Below are 19,291 nucleotides of genomic sequence, written 5' to 3'. Positions count from 1 at the left end.
CCTGAGACGAGGTGTTTCTATTAAAGTTACGTAATGTTGATATGAGATAAAAACAGCAACAAAATCAAAATGTTACAAATGCACCGACAATTATCGGACGATTAACGTAATAAAACACCAGACCACTTCGCCCCAATTGGGCCAGTTTTTGCCACATTCAACAAAGGGCTTGCCCCTTCAATTGAAACAGCAAAGCCCTATTGTTGGCAAGGGGTATATCGGTCAAGCAAAGCGTTGATGCGCCTCGAGCGCCAACCCGACGCCGACTGAGCCAAACGCATCACCATCAATGATCCGGGCTTTGGGCACCATCGCGGTTAGACTGTTGCGGATGAAAGGAACCTTGGTAGAGCCGCCTGTGAGAAAGACTACCGACACATCGTCAGCCTTGATCTGAGCGCTTGCGATGGCTTCCGAAATGACCTTTTTCACTCTGTCGGTGCCATCGTTCAACGCTTCGACCAGATCATCGCGGGACATCAGTGCTTTCAGACCGGCTTCGATGAAGTCAAGGGGCAACTCCGTTTCCATTTGATCAGACAGTGCCACCTTGGCTGCTTCAACACCCAGTGCGATCCTATGGCCTTCACGCAACTCTAGTATCTTCAAAAGGCGTTCGATCAAGGTTGGTTCCTTTGCCTCTCTGCGCAAGACACGCAAGTCGCTGAAGGTCTTGTGATCATAAAGGAAGTTGATCCGTTGCCAGGTAGCCAGATCGTGATAATAGCCGACTGGCATCAACCGTCCTTCCTTGATCATCGGACTTTGATAGCCCAGCAAAGGCATCAGGCGCGAAAGGGAAAGCCATCGATCAAAGTCGGTCCCTCCGACATGAATGCCGGCATTGGCCAGAATTGTATCGGATGGCTTGCCGGTCCGCCTCGTTTCGTCCGGGGATACTTTCAGGATTGTGAAGTCAGAAGTGCCGCCGCCGATATCGATGATCATCGCCAATTCTTCACGATTGTTGGTTTGTTGGAAGTCCCGCGCGGCAGCAACCGGCTCATATTGAAATTCGATATGCTTGAAACCAACCTCCGCGGCAATGGCACGCAAAGTGTCTTCGGCTTCCTTGTCAGCGGCGTCGTCATAATCCACGAAATGAACGGGTCTTCCCATCACCACATGGCTCAGCTCCTGACCTGCGGCTTGTTCCGCCTGCTTTTTCATATGCTGAAGAAACAGTGCAAGCACTGCGGTGAAGGGCTTGCGCTCCGGACCGATCATGGTTGCTTCATGGATCGTGGAGGTGCCGAGGATCGACTTCAGCGCCCGCATCAAGCGGCCCTCGCCGCCTTCCATATAAGTGGAAATCGCATCACGGCCAAAGTGCACCTTATGATCTTCAAAATCGAAGAACAAGGCAGAGGGCAGCGTCACGTCTCCGGCTTCCAGCGCAACGAGCTTTGGTTTGCCATCGACAACGAGCCCCAACGTTGAATTCGATGTGCCGAAGTCCAGTCCACAATAAGCGTACTTTGACATCCCCATGCTCCCATCCGATTTTGCCTGCCGTGCTCTGTTTCGCACAATGCAGAATAAAAAGCACCCGATGCGATTGCACCGGGTGCCGGGGGGCGTCTTTATCACAGCCTGTTCTGGATGAAAAGAGTTGGTGCGAGGATTAGTCCATCAAGCTGGTGACGACCACACAGCCATGCTCCATGGTCTGGTGCACGGGACACTGATCTGCGATGCGGAGTAAGGATTGCCGGTCCTTGTCGCTAAGGTCACCTTCTACTGTTACCCGTCGTTCGAAGCGATCTATCTTGCCCTTTTTGTTGGATTTCTTTTCGATATCGCCCGCACTGCATTCTGCGCAATCTGACCCGTGGACCTTGTTGTGAATCACCTCGGTTGCAATGTGACTGACAGGGAGTTTTTTGAAGTCCGCATACATGCGCAAAGTCATGGTGGTGCAAGCTCCTAGCGCAGTGGCGAGAAAGTCATAAGGCGTTGGACCAGTGTCGAGGCCACCAACATCCTTGGGTTCGTCTGCCAGCAGGGTGTGATGTCCGACCTGCACATAGTTCTGAAACTTTCCCAATCCGGTCTCAGCCACCAAAGCACCCAGTGGCACTTCTTTTTGCGGCGCATGGCCCCCATCAACGAAGCGCGATGCCCAAGCGGAAATTACATTGGCCACATAGACTGCGTCATCCTTGTCAGTGATCAGGTGATCAGCATGGTCCAGGGAGACAAAACTCTTGGGATGTTTGGCAGCCATGAAGATTTCAGACGCATTGTCGATGCCCACGGTCTCGTCGATAGGGGAATGAAGCACCATCAGAGCTTTTTTCATGCTGGCGATCTGGTCGATAAGCTTATGCGCCTTCAGATCTTCCAAAAACTGTTTCTTGATCGTGAAGGGACGGCCAGCAAGAGAAACTTTTGCTTCGCCATGATCACGAATGTCGTCGATGTGGCAGCCAAAGGCATGCTCGATATGCTGAACATCAGACGGGGCACCGATGGTGGCGACAGCTTTTACTTCGGGAATTTGCGAAGCAACCGCAAGGACTGCGGCCCCACCGAGGGAATGGCCAACCAACAGGCTCGGCCCCTCAATTGCTTCACGCAGGGTTGCCGCAGCTCGCAACAGGTCTTCCATATTGGAAGAGAAGTTGGTGTCGGCAAAGTCACCTTTCGATGCGCCAAGACCTGTGAAGTCAAAACGAAATACAGCATAGCCCTTGCTCGCCAACTGGGTGGCAATCTGTTTGGCGGCGAAAATGTCTTTCGAGCAGGTGAAGCAATGGGCGAAAATGGCGGTGGCCCGGATCGGGCCTGTCGGCAATTCCAAACGGGCCTGCAGGACATCGCCCAACGACCCTTCGAAGGTTACTCTCTGTGTCGAGTTTTCTTTCCTGATCATGACCAGCCCCTCATGTATAAACAAAAAAGCGTGCCGAGCCGACGCGCCTCTTGTCTATTTATCTAGAAGAGATGAGAGGAAATGCCAGTTTCGGACAGCCCTATTCTGATAAAATTTTCTTGAGCTTCGTCTGCTCAGCTTCACTCAGCTGATCACTACCTTTGGCTGCTGAAGTCTGAGCCACCTGTTTGTTGTTGCGATAAAGGCGATGAATTGCAAACAAGCCAAACAGTAGAACCAGCGGTCCGAAAGCCCAGAGAATGACATTTTTTGCAGAGAATGTCGGCTTGAGCAGAACGAACTCACCGTAGCGACTAACCAGAAACTCCCTCGCTTCTGCGTCACTGTCGCCAGCAACCAATCGCTCGCGCACAAGAATGCGCAGATCTCTTGCCAAAGGGGCATCGGAATCGTCGATTGACTGGTTTTGACAAACAAGACAACGCAATCCCGCAGAAATGTGGCGAGCTCGTTCTTCAAGCACAGGATCATCGAGTATTTCATCTGGATTGACCGCGTAGGCGGGCGCCATACCGATCGCCAACCCCGAAACCATCGCTAAAGCGAGCATCACGGACCGAAGAGCTGAAAGGAGACTGAGAGGTTTCATGGAAAATTTGTCCATAGCTTGTATCAACCCGATCGATGTTATGCGGTGCCTGCAGCCTGTTTGGCCCGTCCACGTCGTGCTGGTGCCCCGATGCGTAGCCGGCGGTCCGTCAAAGAGACAAAGCCCCCAAGGAACATAACGACAGTCCCAAGCCATATGAAGGTGACCCATGGCTTATGATAGATGCGCACTGCGATGCCGCCATCTTTCTGCTTGTCACCAAGAGACATGTAGATCTGAGATACGCCACCAATCGTGTGGATGGCCGTCTCCGTTGTCGGCATGTTGCGTGACGTGTAGACGCGCTTGATCGGATGCAGTTCGGTTACAAACTCCCCATCCTTGGTGACCCGAAATGTGCCAGCCATGTCAGCGAAGTTGAACCGAGCTTCTTCCTTGAAGCCTGTCAGCTCAAACTGATAGCCGTCCAACTCGGTAACATCGCCTTTCTTCATCACAAGGATATTTTCACTGTGGAAGGCGCTTGCAACGATCAGACCGAGGACAGTCATGCCGAGACCAAAATGCCCCAGAGCAGATCCCCAGACCGTGCGAGGCAAACCCTTCATACGAGATAGCGATTTTGCGAATGGCATTTTGAAAAGCCCCACGCGCAACTGAATTTCGGCCAAAGACCCGATCATCACCCATACGGCAAGACCAATACCGAGCGGTGCCAGACCTGCCCCACCTTCGATCAACGCAAAGCTCGCCGCCATGACGAACAGTGCCAGACCGAAGGCAATGTACAGCCGTTGGGAAGCCGCATAAAGATCTCCCCGCTTCCAAGCCAGCAGAGGACCAAAGGGAACCGCCAGAAGCAAAGGCACCATCATCGGGCCAAATGTAGCGTTGAAGAAAGGAGCACCGACGGAAATCTTGGCGCCAGTGATGGCCTCGAGCGCCAATGGATAAAGGGTACCAACCAGCACGGCTGCGGTGGCTGCCGAAAGGAACAGGTTGTTGAGCACCAGCCCCCCTTCCCGCGAAATCGGGGCAAAGACACCACCCTGCCGCAGTAATGGAGCACGCCACGCAAAGAGTGCGAGACCACCACCAATGAAAGCAACCAACAGGGCAAGGATGAACACACCGCGGGATGGATCCGTCGCAAAGGCATGCACCGAGGTCAAGACTCCGGAGCGCACAAGGAAGGTGCCCAACAACGACAGCGAGAAGGTCAGAATCGACAACAGGATTGTCCAGACTTTCAGCGCGCCACGTTTTTCCATCACAATGGCGGAATGAAGTAAGGCGGTGCCACTCAACCAAGGCATGAAGGAGGCATTTTCAACCGGATCCCAGAACCAGAACCCGCCCCAGCCGAGTTCGTAATAAGCCCAATATGACCCCATGGAAATGCCAATGGTCAGGAAGCCCCAGGCAACAAGAACCCAAGGGCGCACCCAACGGGCCCATGCAGCATCAATCCGGCCTTCGAGCAAGGCTGCAATCGAAAAGGCAAAGGCGATGGAAAAGCCGACATAGCCGAGATAGAGCAACGGCGGGTGGATAGCCAAGCCAATATCCTGCAGGATCGGATTAAGATCCCGCCCCTCAATGGGTGCATTCGCAATGCGCTGAAATGGATTGGAGGTAAAGAGCACGAAGGCCAAAAAGGATGCCGTCACCCACCCCTGAACAGCAAGGGTGTTGGCTTTGAGTTGCGGTGGCAAATTTCGACCGAATACCGCAACCATCGCGCCGAAAATCACGAGAATGAATACCCACAACAACATGGATCCCTCGTGGTTGCCCCAAACCGATGTGAACTTGAACAACAGCGGCATGTCTGAGTGGCTGTTTTCCCAGACATTGCGGACAGAGAAATCAGATGTCACATAGGCGTTGGTCAGGGCAGCAAAAGCCAATCCGACAAACAGAAACTGGGTCACCGCAATGGGACTGGCGACGGCCATTAGCCGGTCATTGCCGCTTTGCGCACCCCAGATCGGCACTACGGATTGAATCAGGGCCAAGGCAAATGCCAAAACGAGCATATAGTGACCGAGTTCAATGATCATGCTGTCTCTCCAATCAATGCTGACAAACCACTTGGACGGGTTGGCCAGCTGCAAAAATGACATGGCCGACCATCGCATGTGCGAGCGCGAAGGTCCGGGCAATGTCAGTGGTCCCAGTTTTGTGTTGCAATCCTAGGGTCAGTTGGATTGAACGTCTTCTTGCTCTTGCCAATGGCCTTGTTCTTTCAAGGCATCGGCAACTTCTTTCGGCATATATGTTTCATCATGCTTGGCTAACACGGTGTCAGCCTGAAAACTGCCATCAGATTTCATGGCTCCTTCGGTCACCACGCCCTGCCCTTCGCGGAACAGATCCGGAAGGATGCCAGCATAAGTGACCTTCACATCCGCCCCACCGTCGGTCACAACAAAGGATATTTCGGTGCCTTCACCACGTATCAGAGTGGCTTCCTTGACAAGGCCGCCCAACCGAATACGCTGCCCAGGCTTGACCCCGTTTTTTGCCAGATCACTGGGTGAATTGAAGAAGACGATCTGATCCTGCAAGGCAAAGAGAATGAGCCCGACTGCAGCAAACAACACCGCTCCAGCGCCACCAATCAGCATCATTCTACGTTTTTTTCTTGTCATGAAACGATCCTCATTTCGACCACATCTTCTGTTGGCCTGATTGGTTTCGAGATATTATTGATTGACAGAGACACCCAAAGAGCGAGCAGCCGCTTTGACCTTCTCAAGGCCTTCAACATCCGACTGAAGCGACTCCATCGCTTTGGCGACAGTTTTTGCAGCTTCATCTGGACGGTTTAGCACCAGCTCAGCGCGAATGAGCCTGACCCATTCATCAGCAGAGCCGCCCTCCTCGTTCAGTCTCTCAGCCAACTGAGACACCATATTCTCGATCATCTGCTGGCGATCTTCAGTGGTCATCTCTGACGCCGCATTGACATCTTCTGCGGAAGGCCCGGACAAGGTGGACTCTTTCTGTGCCATTGCGCCATGCGGCGGCGTTGTCGTCTTCTGACCCGCAACATCACTATTGAGGCGTTTTTGCAAGGCTGCAATCTGGCTTTTGGCAAATGACACCCAAGGGGCACTCGGCTTGGAGTCCTTGATCAGCGCATCCCAGGTTTTGATAGCATCCTGCTCCTGCCCCTTTTGTCCAAGAGCAATGGCAAGGAAGAAGCGTGGCTTTGGAGAGCGGGCGTCCAACTGATTTGCCCTCTTGAACAAATCAAACGCCTGATCCGACACAATCCCAGCTTCACGCACCACCAATGCCTCACCGAGGTCCGTCAGTGTTTCAGCAGTCTCGCCTTCCAGCCGCAGAACATTGTGATAGGCCTTTACAGCTTCGTTGGGGCGACGCATGGAAAGATAAATCGGAGCGAGCTTTTTCCAGCCCTGCAAATCATCGGGATTTTGCTTGAGCTTCTTCTCAGCCGAGGCAACCAACTCGGTCAGACTTTGCTTTTCTGGCGGCTTTTGCAAGCGTGCTGCCAACGGTTGGCTTTGCAGCGTGGGAGACCCCAGAACCACATAAAGGCCCATAGAAATGAAGGGGACGATCATGACCGCAGCGATACCAACTATTTTTGCTGTGGTTGATGGCGTCGCAGGTTTCTCCTGAACAGCCTTTTTCCTGGAGGCGCGCTTTGAAGAGGTTTGCTCAGATTTCTCGAGCGATTCCTGCGCAATCAACAATCGACGCGCAACTTCCGCACGTGCTGCATCTGCCTCATCCGAAGCGATCAGGCCCCGCTCCACATCGCCGTCAATCTCCTTCAACTGAGACTTGTATACGGTCAGATCATAGGCGTCTGCACTTTGCAATCTGCGAGATTTCCGCGTGAGCGGGTAGATTACCGAAGCAACAGCGGCGAATGTCAGGATGGCAGCAAAGGTCCAGAACATAGGGGTCCATTTCGTAATTTGGTCTCGACACAGCATTTCGCTTTTGCGTGGGAAGTCAAATTAACTCATGTTCATCTGTTTGACGTTTGCTTTTTGTCAATTGGACCGGCAGGTTACGAAGATTTAATATTTAACACCTGACGTTCTTGCGAAGATGCTCAGGCAAGCAGAGGATCATCATGCTTACCTTGCTAGGCAATCATCCAAAGCAAACTCAGGTATGGCACGAGAGTAGCGGGTTTAGGAACCAACCGCTTTTTGTTCTGTTGCCGGCACTTCCGGAACCATCGATGCTGCACGGAGCTGTCGCCGGAGAGAATTCGCATAATTTTCGTCAAAAACATGCTGCGCCAAAGTGACGGCAGCGTCTCCGAGCACTTTGCAGACTTCAACATCTTCACCGGTTGCCTGCTTGGTTCTGTCAACAATCGATGTCGATAGAATCTCGAAGGACTGGTCAAGTTCCTTGCGGATGCGGGATATCTCTGCGTTCAGCGCCAGAATGTCTTTCATCCGCTCTACGTGGTGGAAGATTTCAATCGCCTTCATCGCGTCGTTCAACAGGCTTTCGTCAACATGCTCTTTTGCACCATTCTTAGGGGCACGCAATACCTTGCGAACCAATCCCGGAGCCGGAACAATTTCCTGCTTCAACAGCTCGGAAAGCTTGGTCTTCATCGCTGCAACAGATTTGCCCCATGGCGATTGCACGGGTAGCTCAAGCTCGGTTTCCAGAGCCTTTGTCAGCTTACGCCACATCGACAAGTATTTGATCGTATTGCTCTTATCGCCGCCATCCTTCAAAGAAGCCTGAAACAGGGAAAGGCTCGCTTCAAGATCTGCCATCACCTGCTTGACGGCAGGCGCATAGACAGTCGCAGCAACTTGAATGGCATCATCGGACCCGGCCAGTTTCGTCGCCAGTTGCAGTTTCAACCGGGGCTGTGTCAGATGACGGGTGACCGCTGAAAAAACCCACGACGCTTTCATTGGATCCTGTTGCACTCTTTTGCAAAGAAGATTGCAGGCTTCGGTCCCTTCAGGACCGTTCCAGCTTGAAATTTCTGCAGGTAACCGGCTGATCACCGGCTTTAGGTTCTCCAACCTTTCTTGACATAGCAACACTTCGAGCAAGTCTTCATAGATGATTGCTCCCCCCAACTGATTGCCGAGTTTACGCGCGATGTCGGGATCACGCTTCATCTTGTTGACATAGGTTTGGGCTGATGCGGTCAGTTCCTCACAAAGCGTTCTCACTTTGCCACTGAGAAGTTTTCCATCCTGATCGTTGGTATCTTCTTCAAGGCGTGCTTTTTGCTCTGGGCTGGCAATATCACGGGCGATCCACAGCCAGATTGCCTCAATTGACGCGGGGCTGATGCGTGCCTGTATCTTGTTGATGTGGTCGATCTCGGAGAGGAACGGTTCGCAAGGCTTGAAAATCTCTTTCCGAACAAACTCTGATACTGGAACGGCAGGTTTGATCTCCCTGCGAATATTCAGCAGCGCTTCCAGAATCAACTGAGTGGCACGATCCTCTTTTATGGCATCAATATCGCGCTCCAAACTTTTGAGAAGGAGCAATTGCGCACTTTCAGACAAAGTCGAAAGATAGCGACCTAGCTTCTCTTTCATCTTTTCATTGTCTGGCATTCAAGCTCTCCGGCAGGTATTTCGGTTCATTTCACTCATCCCCATTTAAAGCTTATAAAGCCTTAAAAAATCCTATCCGGCGCTCAAAATTCAGTCATTTGACGTCCGAAAGCAACAAAAAAAGGGCGATGCAAGCCGCACCGCCCTTTTCCAATAATTCAAGTCGTGCCTCAGCTCACCGGTTTCCAGGTGCCATCACTCTGGCGGCATGCCTGTCCGCGCGCGGTCTGTGGCTGGCCATCGATATAAATGGTGTGCGTGTAGTCGCGGCACATCAGGCTATTGGTGGTGTAAGCCTGACTAGGCACGACTTGGCCATAGTGACCCGTATCAGGGTTACGCCAATCAACGGGAGCCCCTGAGCGACCATATTCCAGAGCCCTGCTCTGAGCTTCATAAGCGTAGCGCTGGTCGTTTTCGTCCAAAGCACGGCCTACTGCTGAACCGGCAATCGCACCAATCGCCGTTCCGAGGACCGTTGCAATGACACGGCCTTCACCTTTACCGACCTGGTTGCCAAGGATGCCGCCTGCCACAGCTCCGGTCAGGCCACCGAGTGTTTCCTTAGTTCCCAAGCTGCCACTCTGACAACCAGCGAGAAACATGCCTGCGACGGCGACAATTGCGATTGATTTTCTTTTCATTCCTAGCCCCTATTTGTACAAACCGGGTCCCTGTGACAACCGGCCCCAAGTTGACCTGACTTGGACTAAACGCATTAAAGGATGAAGTAGTTCCGGATCATGTCGAAAGTTTGGCGCGATCCGGGTATCACGATGGCATCGAGCTTTGCCAACGGCATCCATTTATCAAGAGTCGTTGACTTGCTGTTTGATCAAAGCAGGCAGCAACATCCTAGCCTTCAAGCCTCCAAGCTCTGATCGATCCAAAACCAGCTTTCCCTGATACATCGAGATGATTTCTTCAACGATCGACAGGCCCAGACCTGAGCCGGACTTGCTTTCATCAAGTCGATGGCCGCGTTGAAGTGCCACGACGATTTGTTCATCAGTCATACCAGGACCGTCATCTTCAATCGTGATTGTAAGCCAGCGTATGGCGTCCGTCGGTATCCCATTGCCACGAGCAGGTTTTTGCTCCTCAGACGTGAGTGCAAGTGTCACGGATACAGCCCCATTCGACCATTTGCACGCATTGTCCAGCAGATTACCAACCAGCTCTTCGAAATCCTGCTCTTCGCCTCTAAAACTGATAGGCAGCCCAATTCGGGAATGAAACGATATGCTCTTTTCAGGGTGGATTTTGCGCATGGCAGATACCAGCCGCGACATGACCGGCCCAACATCTGTCGTAGTGCCCATCACACTTCGGCGGGCAGCAATACGCGCGCGTTCGAGGTAGAGTTGGATTTGGTCCTTCATCAAGTCACTCTGGGTCTGAATCAGGTCCGCATGACTGTTGTCGACTTTTCGCGCTTCATTGGCGATGACAGATAGTGGTGTTTTCAATGCATGGGCCAGATTGCCAACCTGCGTGCGTGCGCGTTCGAGTGTTTCCTTGTTCGATTCGATCAGCAGATTGGCTTCATTCACGAGGCCCGCGATCTCAACGGGATAGCTACCTTCGATAGACTCGGCTTCGCCTTCAGCAACTTTTCTTACCTGTTCGCTCATTTGGTTCAGAGGGCGTAAGGCCATTCTTGCAAGGAAAGTGGAAACCGCCAGCAGAATAGCACCGAACAGGGCCATGATCGTCCAGGCGCGAGCCTGGAAGGATGATACCCGCTCTTCAAGGGTTTCGAGATTGCCTGTCACGCGCACAATCAGTTTGTTGCCTTCCGCAAAGGAGATTTCACGTTGCAGGATTCGGATCCGCTCACCGTTCGGCCCCTGCCCCTGAGCACTTGCGCCCAACGCATCAGTCAGGCTGGTGATTGTATCTTGAGAGATGGAGAAGGAGCCACCGACGAGGGATTCTGATGCGAGCAAAATCTCTTCACTTCCCGCGCGACTAACAGTCCAGTACCAACCCGACAAAGGAAGCCCAAAGCGTGGTTCTCCGACGATTGTGGGAGGGGCCAGCGCGGTATCGTCCACTCCCTGCCCAGCAAGATCGCCAACCAGAACTTTCAACACGATATCAAGTTGCTCATCAAAAGCTTGCAGGGCTGATGAGCGGAACATTTCCGACAGCAGCAACCCCGATGCAAAAGCAACGATGATGGCCCAGATGGAGGCATTGATCAGCAAATATCGCGTGATGGACTTCATGGAACTTATCGACCCGGAACGACCAAGTTATACCCCAGACCACGAACGGTCTGAATGGCATCTACGCCGAGCTTTTTCCTCAAACGGCCGATAAAGACTTCGATGGTGTTGGAATCCCGATCAAAATCCTGATCATACAAATGCTCGACCAACTCGGTCCGGGAGATGATCTTACCCTGATGATGCATCAAATAGGAAAGCAGACGATATTCATGCGAGGTCAATTTGACCGAGCTACCATCCACCGTCACGCGCCCAGACCTTGTATCGAGACGAATGGGACCACAATGGATCTCGTTCGACGCAAGCCCTGCAGAGCGCCGGACAAGAGCCCGGACACGAGCAATCACTTCCTCCATGTGGAATGGCTTTGCAACATAATCGTCTGCACCGGCATCTATGCCCTGCACCTTGTCACTCCAACGGTCACGGGCTGTCAGAATAAGCACCGGCATGTTGCGATCATTCCTGCGCCAGTCTTCCAGAACGCTGATGCCATCCATTTTCGGCAATCCGATATCAAGGATCACTGCGTCATAGGTTTCCATATCACCAAGAAAGTGTCCTTCCTCTCCGTCAAAGGCGACATCCACAACATAGCCATTTTCTTCAAGCTCCTCTTTCAACTGCCGATTCAGAGCTTCTTCATCTTCAACAACCAACACACGCATTTGCACCCCCAAAACTCAGTCTTCAATCTTGCCATCCACCTAAACGAACCAGTTGCTGCCCATCACGAGCCGCCCTTTGAGAGGATTGCTCCCGACTTGGCGTCAATCACAAACCGGGTGACTGCGCCTTGACGTGACAACGTGACGAGCTGGTAAACCAGTCCGCGGCCCCCTCTACAAAGTTTGACATTGATGACATCTCCTCGCGCAGCACGGCTTACCGCGGCCGAGATTCCGGCCACGTGGCGCGCCTGTCCGCTGTTGATCGCCTGACGGGTCTCCTGCGCTGACAGACAGTCCGCAGCCTTTGCTGTGTCTGAAAAACTCAGAAGAATGACCCACAGCGAGACCAGCAACAGCAGAAAAGAGATGATGGTCCGAATTTTCATAAGGGCAATTTAGTCAATGATCACTGAACTGAACATGAATATGCGCGCGTTACTCCATTCATCTTTTGGCCCAGTCAGAAATGACAATCATTCATCCGAAGTTTCGCAATAGAGCGAAAGTTTGCGATTGTGTTGTTTGATTTGGAGAATAGTTGGCGCGGTATCGTCGACTGACCAGAGGATTGGGTCAAACAGCAAGCACGAAATGGCCTGAGGCTCCACATCGACATCAGTCAGGGCGGATAGCGAAGCAGTCTGTTTGGTCGGATCAATCCCGCCGATAGCCATCGGTGTTGTGCAGGCTGTCAGCATCAACAGACTGGTCAGCCCCATTAATCTTGTGCCCAGCTTCTGTTTTTTTTGCTGAATGTGGCCATTTGCTGCGATAGGCATGATTGAAGTCTCTTTTCAAAGTCACCCCTTTTGGGCTCGGGCTTCGATCAACAACTCTTAATAGTGACCAAAAATCCAGCAGAAGAAGAACCAGTTTCCAGAGTTGCTTCAGGACCAGCATTGCGAGATCTCCCAAATGGTGCAGCCCCGCATCTGTTGCGGAGGCAGGTTCTGTCAATCGAAGTTTTGAGACGGTGGCGACTAGATGAGTGTTTTTGTTGTGAACCAGGTGCGCCAAATAATTGTCACCGCCGCAGCAATACTCGAGAGAGCAACCGCAAGACGCTCCTGCAGATCTGGCTCAAGATCAATGCCGAACATGGCCAATCCCATTGCCAAGACCGCAATAATCTGGGTCCAGTTGATCTTGGATTCCCAAGAAGGCTTGGTGTTGGAAGAATAGATCATGAATAATCTCCTCAGTTTGTTGATGGCAAAAAGATAGGAAGTTAGTTCGGGGCACTGTCTGAAATCCCGAGGGTCTCCAGATCAATGCGTCTGGACAGTTTGGCTCCAGCCCCGATTGTGCGACCGATCTGCCGGATCTCGATGATCAGATGATCAGTTTCGCTTATTCCGTCGGCCTGTCGGACTGGCAAGGTGTAGAGCCATTCGGGTTGAGTAACGATCTCCTCTCGCACCAGTTGCTCTGTCAGAGGATGTAGAATACGAAGCTGATAGCTCTCAGTGTCTTCGTTCAGAGGAATGGTTGCACCAGTCCAACTGTCAGCCCCCAAACGATCCCTGCGAAGCCATCTGAAGTGCAACCCGCCCCCTTCCTCAGACGTCAGGCGCAAATGAACAGGCGACAAAGGCAGCATTCCGCGTCCAGTCATGTCGATCATCTGGTCGCTGGTATCAGCTGCATTGATCAGTTGCCCGCTTCGCACCATGCGAAGGTTTAGGGATTTGCCTAAATCCCGCTCCGAGCTTTCCAATGGCAAAACGGCCTCATCGAGCAAAACAAAGGACGCACCTGTGACGGCCCCCAATTTTGCGGCTTCTTCCGTACCCAATTGACCACGCAACAGGCCAGTCAGGAGCCAGCTGTCATCGCCGGTCAGTTCCGCATTGGTGAATTGCAAGACTTCGCATGAGCCATCTTGCGCCCTAATGGCCGCAGCGTTGCCTCCGGACAAGACAGCTTCGGGTTGAATGCTGGCCAAGCTACCGTTGTAAATCTTCACTCTAAGCTGGCTTCCGTGATCCCAGACATTGGGCAAAGCGGGCTTTAGATCTGACAGCAAATTTCCCATGATTGCCGGCACTTCAAGGGTTTGGCGAAAGGAAAATCCTGTAGTGCTGTCTCCCTGATAAAGAGCGACTGCCCCTTGCCATGGTTTGGCATAAACCGCGAGATAGGGTGCGTATGGCTTTTGACTCTGGCCGGGAAGAAGCGGCAAATGAAGGACTTCCATAATCGGCAGCATTGTCGAATGACTAAGATGTTGAGATGCTCTGCTCCGAGTGGCGATCGGGGCAGCATTGCGTGGTGCAAGTCGGGTTGCCTGTATCTGGCGCAAAGCGCCATCCTCGATTTCTACGATCCGATAGCGTTGTGGACTTCCGTCCATATCAAACGTGATGGCATCACCCACCTCTAACGCGATTTGTGAAGGTGGCAATGAAAACTGAATGGAGTGCCGAGCATGGTTTTGCTCCCGCAGCCAGTTTCTTGCAGCATTCATCATGACAGGTTGTGTCGACAGGATGGATGTTGATTGATTGACCTCTCGTTGCGACCGAGCTGCAGGCTGGGCAAAGCGCGCCACAGACTGGCGATAGTCAAGAAACACCTCCTTGAATCCAACCGACACGGCAGCGGCTTCACTTTCCCAAGCTTCGGCCTGCTTGAGAATATGAGGTGTATCTTCGCTCTCAGCCAGATTTTCAGTTGTCAGGCTGGTACAAGACACCGACTGAATGGGGTGAAATGCCAGTTGGTCATTGGCCGTTGTCATGCTCAACCCAAATAGACTGCACATTCCTTCCAAAGCGGATCGGGCCGACATGGGGCGATCCACAACGAAGCCATCAATCACTGGCAAGGTCGCCGAGATGGTTGTCATCGGCAGGGAAAAGTCCTTGAGCAAGGTGTTGATCACGCCATTCAAACTGGCGCTCCCCAAGCGCCCATTAAGCCAGTGACCTTTGTTCCAACTCTCGCTGTCTGCCCATGTTTCCCGACTCAGAGGAAAGGCCGGAAATGGGCGAGCATCCCATGCCCACAGATGGATCCGATCTGGATCGACCATCGGTCCGCCGTAATGCGCAGACACGGGATTGCTGTGCGCTTCGTTGTTCGACCAATAGGAGTGGCAAGCCTGAAGCATCGCTCTTTGAGCGCTATCATCCCGAGCACCGACAGAATGGTGTGGCAGTCCACTCTCTACCGACTTGGGATCCGGGAATCGGTTGGGCTCATTCGGTCCCAAATGGACGGCTGGGCAGCCGAGCTCGGTAAACCAGATCGGTTTTGATTGCGGCACCCAAGCTGTTGCGGTTTCGCTTTCCTGCCTATTCAGTCGGTCATGATGCGTATTTTGCCACCAACTCACCAAATCCTTGTAGCGATAGACCCAATCTTTGCCTGCCAACCCATCTGCAATCGACGTTCTGACCTGTGACTGGCGGTCCTCCTCGCTGGCATAGTACCAGTCATAGCCTTCACCACCGGCAATGTTGCTTTGGAGATAGGCTTCATCAAGACCATTGTCAGACATGGCCGCGTCGAGATGACTGTCGCCAGCCCGCCAGTCAGACAGAGGCATATAATTGTCGATCCCAATGGCATCGATATTGTCATCACTCCAAAGAGGGTCGAGATGATAGTGAACATCGCCGAGTTCATTGACAGGCTGGTGGCCAAAATACTCACTCCAGTCAGCAGCATATGTCAGAAGACAGTCCGAGCCCAGAATGCTCTTCACCTCGGCGGCGAGGGTTTTGAGCACATTCACGAAGGGATAGTCGGATTGTGCATTGCGCAACCACGTCAATCCGCGCAACTCCGAGCCAATAAGAAAAGCATCGACACCACCAGCATCAGCTGCGAGCTGGGCATAATGGTGGATGAAACGAGCATAGCTCCAGTCTTGCAAAGTGGCGAACTGAGCGATTTGCGCGTCCACCTCATCGGTTTTGTCGGCACTGTTTGGCTGACCCGGACCGGGAAAGCAGGTAATCCGTCCTCGCCATGGATAGGGAGCCTGTTTCACATTTCCATATGGATCGACAAGCACATTGTCGGTTGGAACATCCATCATCACGAAAGGATAGAGAACCACTTCCAACCCACGCATCCGGATAGCGGCAATGGCGTGCTTGACGCTGTCATCGGATGGTGTTCCGCCGTAGGCAGGATGGCCATCGCTTTCGCTTACCACCGGTGCGGTGCCTCTTGTCAGGCCTGCGACGGACCATGTGGCACCTTTGGTTACTTTGCCAGACTCTTCTACTGCCGGTCTGATTGCACAATGACTCGCACGCAAATCCGAGCCGAACCAGCTGACCACCAACGCTATTCGTTCCAGATTGGGGCACAGGGTGCAAAGATGATCGAGCGAGGTCTCAAAATCGGTCAACGGTTCAGAGGTATGTCGGTTTTCGCTCGTCCATTCCCCTTCCCCGTTTTTTCGGGTCACCTCGGACGCGTCATAGCCAAACTCGGTCGCGCCGGGTATCATAACCATCGAACGGATCTGTGTTTCCAGCTTGCCGACCGGGCGCACCACCTCAAAGCTCAATTGCGGGATGCGGTTGCCAAAGGCGCCGAGCGGCAAATCTTCGAACACCACATAAGCAAGCCCCTTGTAGGCGGGCACATTGCCAGCCCCCTGTTTGGCTTCGATCAGGCTGTCTGGCAACTGGTCTTCATCTCCTCGATAGACCCGGTAGGCAATGTCCTTGAGGTCCAACTCGGTGCCATTGGCCCAGATGCGACCGACATAGGCGATCTCACCTTCGCACAGGCCGACGGCAAAGTTGGCATAATAGCTGTAGGTTGTCTGTTCGACGGAACCTCCAGACATGCCGCCTTTGGCCGCGCCGGTGCGCTGCTCACGACGCGTAACCGTTTCGGTGAAGTTGGTTGCCCAAATAATCTGACCATTGAGCCTTGCCCGGCCATAAAGCCGTGTGATCGGGGCACCTTCGGTGGACGTCTGGACCTCCAGATCAGACAGGCGCGGACCTTCAGCCGAACGAGAGCCAGCACCAAAGAGAGACTGGTCTAGGGCATAGCCAGCACTCGCTCCCAAAGCCCCCCCAATGGCTGCACCGAGTGGCCCGAGCAACGAGCCACCGATCACACTGCCAGCAGTGCGCAAAACCAGCGTTGTCATGGATGTATCTCCCTCTTGTTGGTTTGTCTCGCCAGAGACAGGGGAAAGGCGAAAGCATAGGCGATGCGTCTCTCCCACCAGTCGGACAGGGAAGCACGGCAAACGGCACTATTGTGGTGAGCATGCAGAAACTGGTTCCCAGTGAGCAATATGCCCGCATGTTTGGCGGGGAACTCGGACCGATAGCGGAACAACAACACATCACCGGGGCTTCGATCTTCGAGCCGCTTGGAGACGAGATATCGAGCCGCCCCTTCTGCCAGTGTTTCAGTGCCGCCAGCATCTGCCCATCCCGGATTGTAGGTGGGGATAGGCGTATCATTCGGCCAGAAGGCACTGTAGACACCGCGCACGAGCCCGAGGCAATCACAACCAAAGCCCTTGCAACTGGCCTGATGACGGTAAGGGGTACCTTCCCAGCTCAGCGCTTCGGACAAAATATCCTCAACCCCAATTGCGATTTCAGATCGCGCCTTCATAATCTCATTCCTTCATCAGGGTAGAACCGTCCCTGACCTGATGCTGATCAGGGGCACTCAGCACAAAGTCATTTCCCGGAATGTGCGGAAAGCCACGGAAATTCTGCTGATTGGCATAGATATCGCGGCAGGTCGCAAAGCTCTTGTCGCAGCCCACCTGGACAAGAACTTGATCACCGGGAGCCACATCGCCATGAAGTGGCAACCAAAGCTCCAACTGATCGTGCTCTTCGGCATGGTTGTGGCTCATGATGTCAAACACCATGCCCTCAGCCTCACCGGACAAGAGCGTCATCTGACCGAGATCGAGGCGACCAGCAGAGGGGCGGTTGGTGAAATTGACGGTCAAATTTGTTTGGCTGGATGTGGCAATTATGGTGCCATCAAAATGCAAATCCGGCCTTGTCAAATCGAGACCGCAGCGCAGATCGCCACAGGTGGCATCACAGCCATATTGATAGATCCGGCCCTGCTCCTGCTCCATCGCCACTGAGAGCCCGCGAATTTCCGCTTGAAAGCTAGTTTCTGTGCGTTTCACTTCGCCCAGATAGCCGGTGCGCAAGTGCAGTTTTTGCTCCGGCGACTGCCAATTGAGCCGCCATGTCTCGATAGTCGCGCCGTCATAGCGGCCGGAGATCAAATCGGTTTCCGAAATTGCACTTGATGACAGAATGCCACTGATGTCCTGATCATCGCTGGCAAAGCCGTGGCTTTGGCGCATTTCGGAGCCTGTCATGCCGGTAGCAGGTTCGCACGTTACCTCTTCCAGGGTCAGAGGCTCATCATGATCGGTAAAACCAAGCGTGAAGCCGTCGGTGCGTTTGAGAATCCAGCAGGTGGCGAGCGTCGTCGCTCCCGTTTGCAAGTGGGCAGCGAGGTCAGGGGTTAGGCTTTTCATAGGCGGATCTCCATCAAGGGCACAGACGGGATGTCGCCGGCTTCAAAGCCACTGAGTGAGAATTCCAGTTGGTCGGTGTCGAAGCGGACCGGAACATCAAACTGAAACCCTGCTGTCAGCGAGCTGCCTGCGTATGGCGGGGTGGCAAAGGTGACCACCCCCGTTGCTTCATCGATTGCGACATCGTTGACCGCAGCGCCATCCACCGCGATGAGCACCGAACCGGCCACTGGCTTGGTAATTTTGCGTTGATAGGGGACATGCAAGCCACCATAGGTCTTAGTCAAATGGAAACTGACCGTTTCACCATCTCCCAAGCCCAGAGACTGATCGCTTGCCTGCGGCTGCTGACCAATGGGACAGGAGGCATGATCCAGGGGATCGCGAAACCGGAAGCCATAAAGCCGCCCTCGCCTTTCTTCGAAGAAGGAGAGCACCGTTTGCAGATCGCGCAGGGACCTCAAACCGGTGCCGGCATCATAGCTGCGTCTGGAGTTGGCCCATCTGGCATTGCGCTCCTCAAAGCCTGAGACCAGAGCCGCAATGTCGGTCTTGCGCATCGGCCCGCCCGAAGCGCCAAAGCCTACATGCAAGGGGAAGAGAGTTTCATGAAATCCGTTCATTTTTGATGATCCGGTCTAAGGAGATAAACATAGAAGATCGCCTTCACCAGAGAGGCATTTTCCCTCTCAGGTGCTAACGCGCAGGCTGACAAAAAGACGCGTAAAACTGCAGACTCCGCGTGCCTAGACGGTCGGTCCAGTTTGTTTCCACGCTTTGCTTGATCTTGATCAAGGTGAGTTAGTTGGTCGCATGAAATAGTGTACTTACTGCACAGTTCACTCTTTCC

General features: G+C 53.2%; 17 protein-coding genes. All 17 read right to left on the bottom strand.

Annotation, left to right across the window (positions count from 1 at the left end; all coding sequences use genetic code 11):
- Positions 1 to 222: 222 nt before the first annotated feature.
- The 17 genes from DSD30_RS13675 to DSD30_RS13595 all read right to left on the bottom strand — a co-directional run bounded on the left by DSD30_RS13675 (position 223) and on the right by DSD30_RS13595 (position 19,064).
- Positions 223 to 1,485, bottom strand: coding sequence for an Hsp70 family protein (locus DSD30_RS13675; protein WP_114010212.1), 1,263 nt, complete (start codon positions 1,483 to 1,485; stop codon positions 223 to 225).
- Between the two features lie 139 nt (positions 1,486 to 1,624).
- Positions 1,625 to 2,875 (bottom strand): bifunctional alpha/beta hydrolase/OsmC family protein, encoded by a 1,251-nt coding sequence (locus DSD30_RS13670; protein WP_114010211.1) that lies wholly within the window; start codon positions 2,873 to 2,875, stop codon positions 1,625 to 1,627.
- 100 nt (positions 2,876 to 2,975) lie between these two features.
- Positions 2,976 to 3,485, bottom strand: coding sequence for a cytochrome c-type biogenesis protein (locus tag DSD30_RS13665; protein ID WP_114010463.1), 510 nt, complete (start codon positions 3,483 to 3,485; stop codon positions 2,976 to 2,978).
- Positions 3,486 to 3,523: 38 nt separating this feature from the next.
- Entirely contained in the window at positions 3,524 to 5,509 is a 1,986-nt protein-coding gene (locus tag DSD30_RS13660; protein WP_114010210.1) for a heme lyase CcmF/NrfE family subunit, read from the bottom strand.
- A 138-nt stretch (positions 5,510 to 5,647) separates the two neighbouring features.
- A complete protein-coding gene (gene ccmE / locus DSD30_RS13655; RefSeq protein ID WP_114010209.1) occupies positions 5,648 to 6,100 on the bottom strand; it encodes a cytochrome c maturation protein CcmE in 453 nt (150 codons plus the stop codon).
- Between the two features lie 54 nt (positions 6,101 to 6,154).
- A complete protein-coding gene (ccmI, locus tag DSD30_RS13650; RefSeq protein ID WP_157967712.1) occupies positions 6,155 to 7,384 on the bottom strand; it encodes a c-type cytochrome biogenesis protein CcmI in 1,230 nt (409 codons plus the stop codon).
- 240 nt (positions 7,385 to 7,624) lie between these two features.
- Positions 7,625 to 9,037: a hypothetical protein gene (locus DSD30_RS13645; RefSeq protein WP_114010207.1), complete on the bottom strand. Its 1,413-nt coding sequence runs from the start codon at positions 9,035 to 9,037 to the stop codon at positions 7,625 to 7,627.
- Positions 9,038 to 9,207: 170 nt separating this feature from the next.
- Entirely contained in the window at positions 9,208 to 9,681 is a 474-nt protein-coding gene (locus DSD30_RS13640; protein ID WP_114010206.1) for an RT0821/Lpp0805 family surface protein, read from the bottom strand.
- A 165-nt stretch (positions 9,682 to 9,846) separates the two neighbouring features.
- A complete protein-coding gene (locus DSD30_RS13635) occupies positions 9,847 to 11,196 on the bottom strand; it encodes an ATP-binding protein (protein WP_157967711.1) in 1,350 nt (449 codons plus the stop codon).
- 77 nt (positions 11,197 to 11,273) lie between these two features.
- Positions 11,274 to 11,939, bottom strand: coding sequence for a response regulator transcription factor (locus DSD30_RS13630; protein WP_114010204.1), 666 nt, complete (start codon positions 11,937 to 11,939; stop codon positions 11,274 to 11,276).
- Positions 11,940 to 12,001: 62 nt separating this feature from the next.
- A complete protein-coding gene (locus DSD30_RS13625; protein ID WP_114010203.1) occupies positions 12,002 to 12,328 on the bottom strand; it encodes a PepSY domain-containing protein in 327 nt (108 codons plus the stop codon).
- A 268-nt stretch (positions 12,329 to 12,596) separates the two neighbouring features.
- Positions 12,597 to 12,842: a hypothetical protein gene (locus tag DSD30_RS21580; RefSeq protein WP_157967710.1), complete on the bottom strand. Its 246-nt coding sequence runs from the start codon at positions 12,840 to 12,842 to the stop codon at positions 12,597 to 12,599.
- A gap of 80 nt (positions 12,843 to 12,922) precedes the next feature.
- Entirely contained in the window at positions 12,923 to 13,129 is a 207-nt protein-coding gene (locus tag DSD30_RS13615) for a hypothetical protein (protein WP_114010201.1), read from the bottom strand.
- A gap of 41 nt (positions 13,130 to 13,170) precedes the next feature.
- Positions 13,171 to 17,064, bottom strand: coding sequence for a baseplate multidomain protein megatron (locus tag DSD30_RS13610; protein WP_114010200.1), 3,894 nt, complete (start codon positions 17,062 to 17,064; stop codon positions 13,171 to 13,173).
- Positions 17,061 to 17,543 carry an NlpC/P60 family protein gene (locus tag DSD30_RS13605; protein ID WP_114010199.1) on the bottom strand — a complete coding sequence of 161 codons (483 nt, stop codon included), beginning with the start codon at positions 17,541 to 17,543 and terminating at the stop codon, positions 17,061 to 17,063. Before DSD30_RS13605 ends, DSD30_RS13610 begins: the two co-directional genes overlap by 4 nt.
- A gap of 4 nt (positions 17,544 to 17,547) precedes the next feature.
- Positions 17,548 to 18,441, bottom strand: a complete 894-nt coding sequence (locus tag DSD30_RS13600; protein ID WP_114010198.1) for a DUF2163 domain-containing protein — start codon at positions 18,439 to 18,441, stop codon at positions 17,548 to 17,550.
- A complete protein-coding gene (locus tag DSD30_RS13595) occupies positions 18,438 to 19,064 on the bottom strand; it encodes a DUF2460 domain-containing protein (protein ID WP_114010197.1) in 627 nt (208 codons plus the stop codon). The genes DSD30_RS13600 and DSD30_RS13595 overlap by 4 nt, the downstream gene beginning before the upstream one ends.
- Between the last annotated feature and the right edge of the window lie 227 nt (positions 19,065 to 19,291).

Origin of the sequence: Cohaesibacter intestini (genome assembly GCF_003324485.1) — a bacterium.
Taxonomy (GTDB): Bacteria; Pseudomonadota; Alphaproteobacteria; order Rhizobiales; family Cohaesibacteraceae; genus Cohaesibacter; species Cohaesibacter intestini.
This window is presented reverse-complemented; position numbering and strand designations above follow the sequence as displayed.

Excerpts from the sequence above, each read along its gene's own strand:
- DSD30_RS13675 (WP_114010212.1), bottom strand. The coding sequence starts at position 1,485 with ATGTCAAAGTACGCTTATTGTGGACTGGACTTCGGCACATCGAATTCA.
- DSD30_RS13670 (WP_114010211.1), bottom strand. The coding sequence starts at position 2,875 with ATGATCAGGAAAGAAAACTCGACACAGAGAGTAACCTTCGAAGGGTCG.
- DSD30_RS13665 (WP_114010463.1), bottom strand. The coding sequence starts at position 3,485 with ATGAAACCTCTCAGTCTCCTTTCAGCTCTTCGGTCCGTGATGCTCGCT.
- DSD30_RS13660 (WP_114010210.1), bottom strand. The coding sequence starts at position 5,509 with ATGATCATTGAACTCGGTCACTATATGCTCGTTTTGGCATTTGCCTTG.
- ccmE (WP_114010209.1), bottom strand. The coding sequence starts at position 6,100 with ATGACAAGAAAAAAACGTAGAATGATGCTGATTGGTGGCGCTGGAGCG.
- ccmI (WP_157967712.1), bottom strand. The coding sequence starts at position 7,384 with ATGTTCTGGACCTTTGCTGCCATCCTGACATTCGCCGCTGTTGCTTCG.
- DSD30_RS13645 (WP_114010207.1), bottom strand. The coding sequence starts at position 9,037 with ATGCCAGACAATGAAAAGATGAAAGAGAAGCTAGGTCGCTATCTTTCG.
- DSD30_RS13640 (WP_114010206.1), bottom strand. The coding sequence starts at position 9,681 with ATGAAAAGAAAATCAATCGCAATTGTCGCCGTCGCAGGCATGTTTCTC.
- DSD30_RS13630 (WP_114010204.1), bottom strand. The coding sequence starts at position 11,939 with ATGCGTGTGTTGGTTGTTGAAGATGAAGAAGCTCTGAATCGGCAGTTG.
- DSD30_RS13625 (WP_114010203.1), bottom strand. The coding sequence starts at position 12,328 with ATGAAAATTCGGACCATCATCTCTTTTCTGCTGTTGCTGGTCTCGCTG.
- DSD30_RS21580 (WP_157967710.1), bottom strand. The coding sequence starts at position 12,842 with ATGCTGGTCCTGAAGCAACTCTGGAAACTGGTTCTTCTTCTGCTGGAT.
- DSD30_RS13615 (WP_114010201.1), bottom strand. The coding sequence starts at position 13,129 with ATGATCTATTCTTCCAACACCAAGCCTTCTTGGGAATCCAAGATCAAC.
- DSD30_RS13610 (WP_114010200.1), bottom strand. The coding sequence starts at position 17,064 with ATGACAACGCTGGTTTTGCGCACTGCTGGCAGTGTGATCGGTGGCTCG.
- DSD30_RS13605 (WP_114010199.1), bottom strand. The coding sequence starts at position 17,543 with ATGAAGGCGCGATCTGAAATCGCAATTGGGGTTGAGGATATTTTGTCC.
- DSD30_RS13600 (WP_114010198.1), bottom strand. The coding sequence starts at position 18,441 with ATGAAAAGCCTAACCCCTGACCTCGCTGCCCACTTGCAAACGGGAGCG.
- DSD30_RS13595 (WP_114010197.1), bottom strand. The coding sequence starts at position 19,064 with ATGAACGGATTTCATGAAACTCTCTTCCCCTTGCATGTAGGCTTTGGC.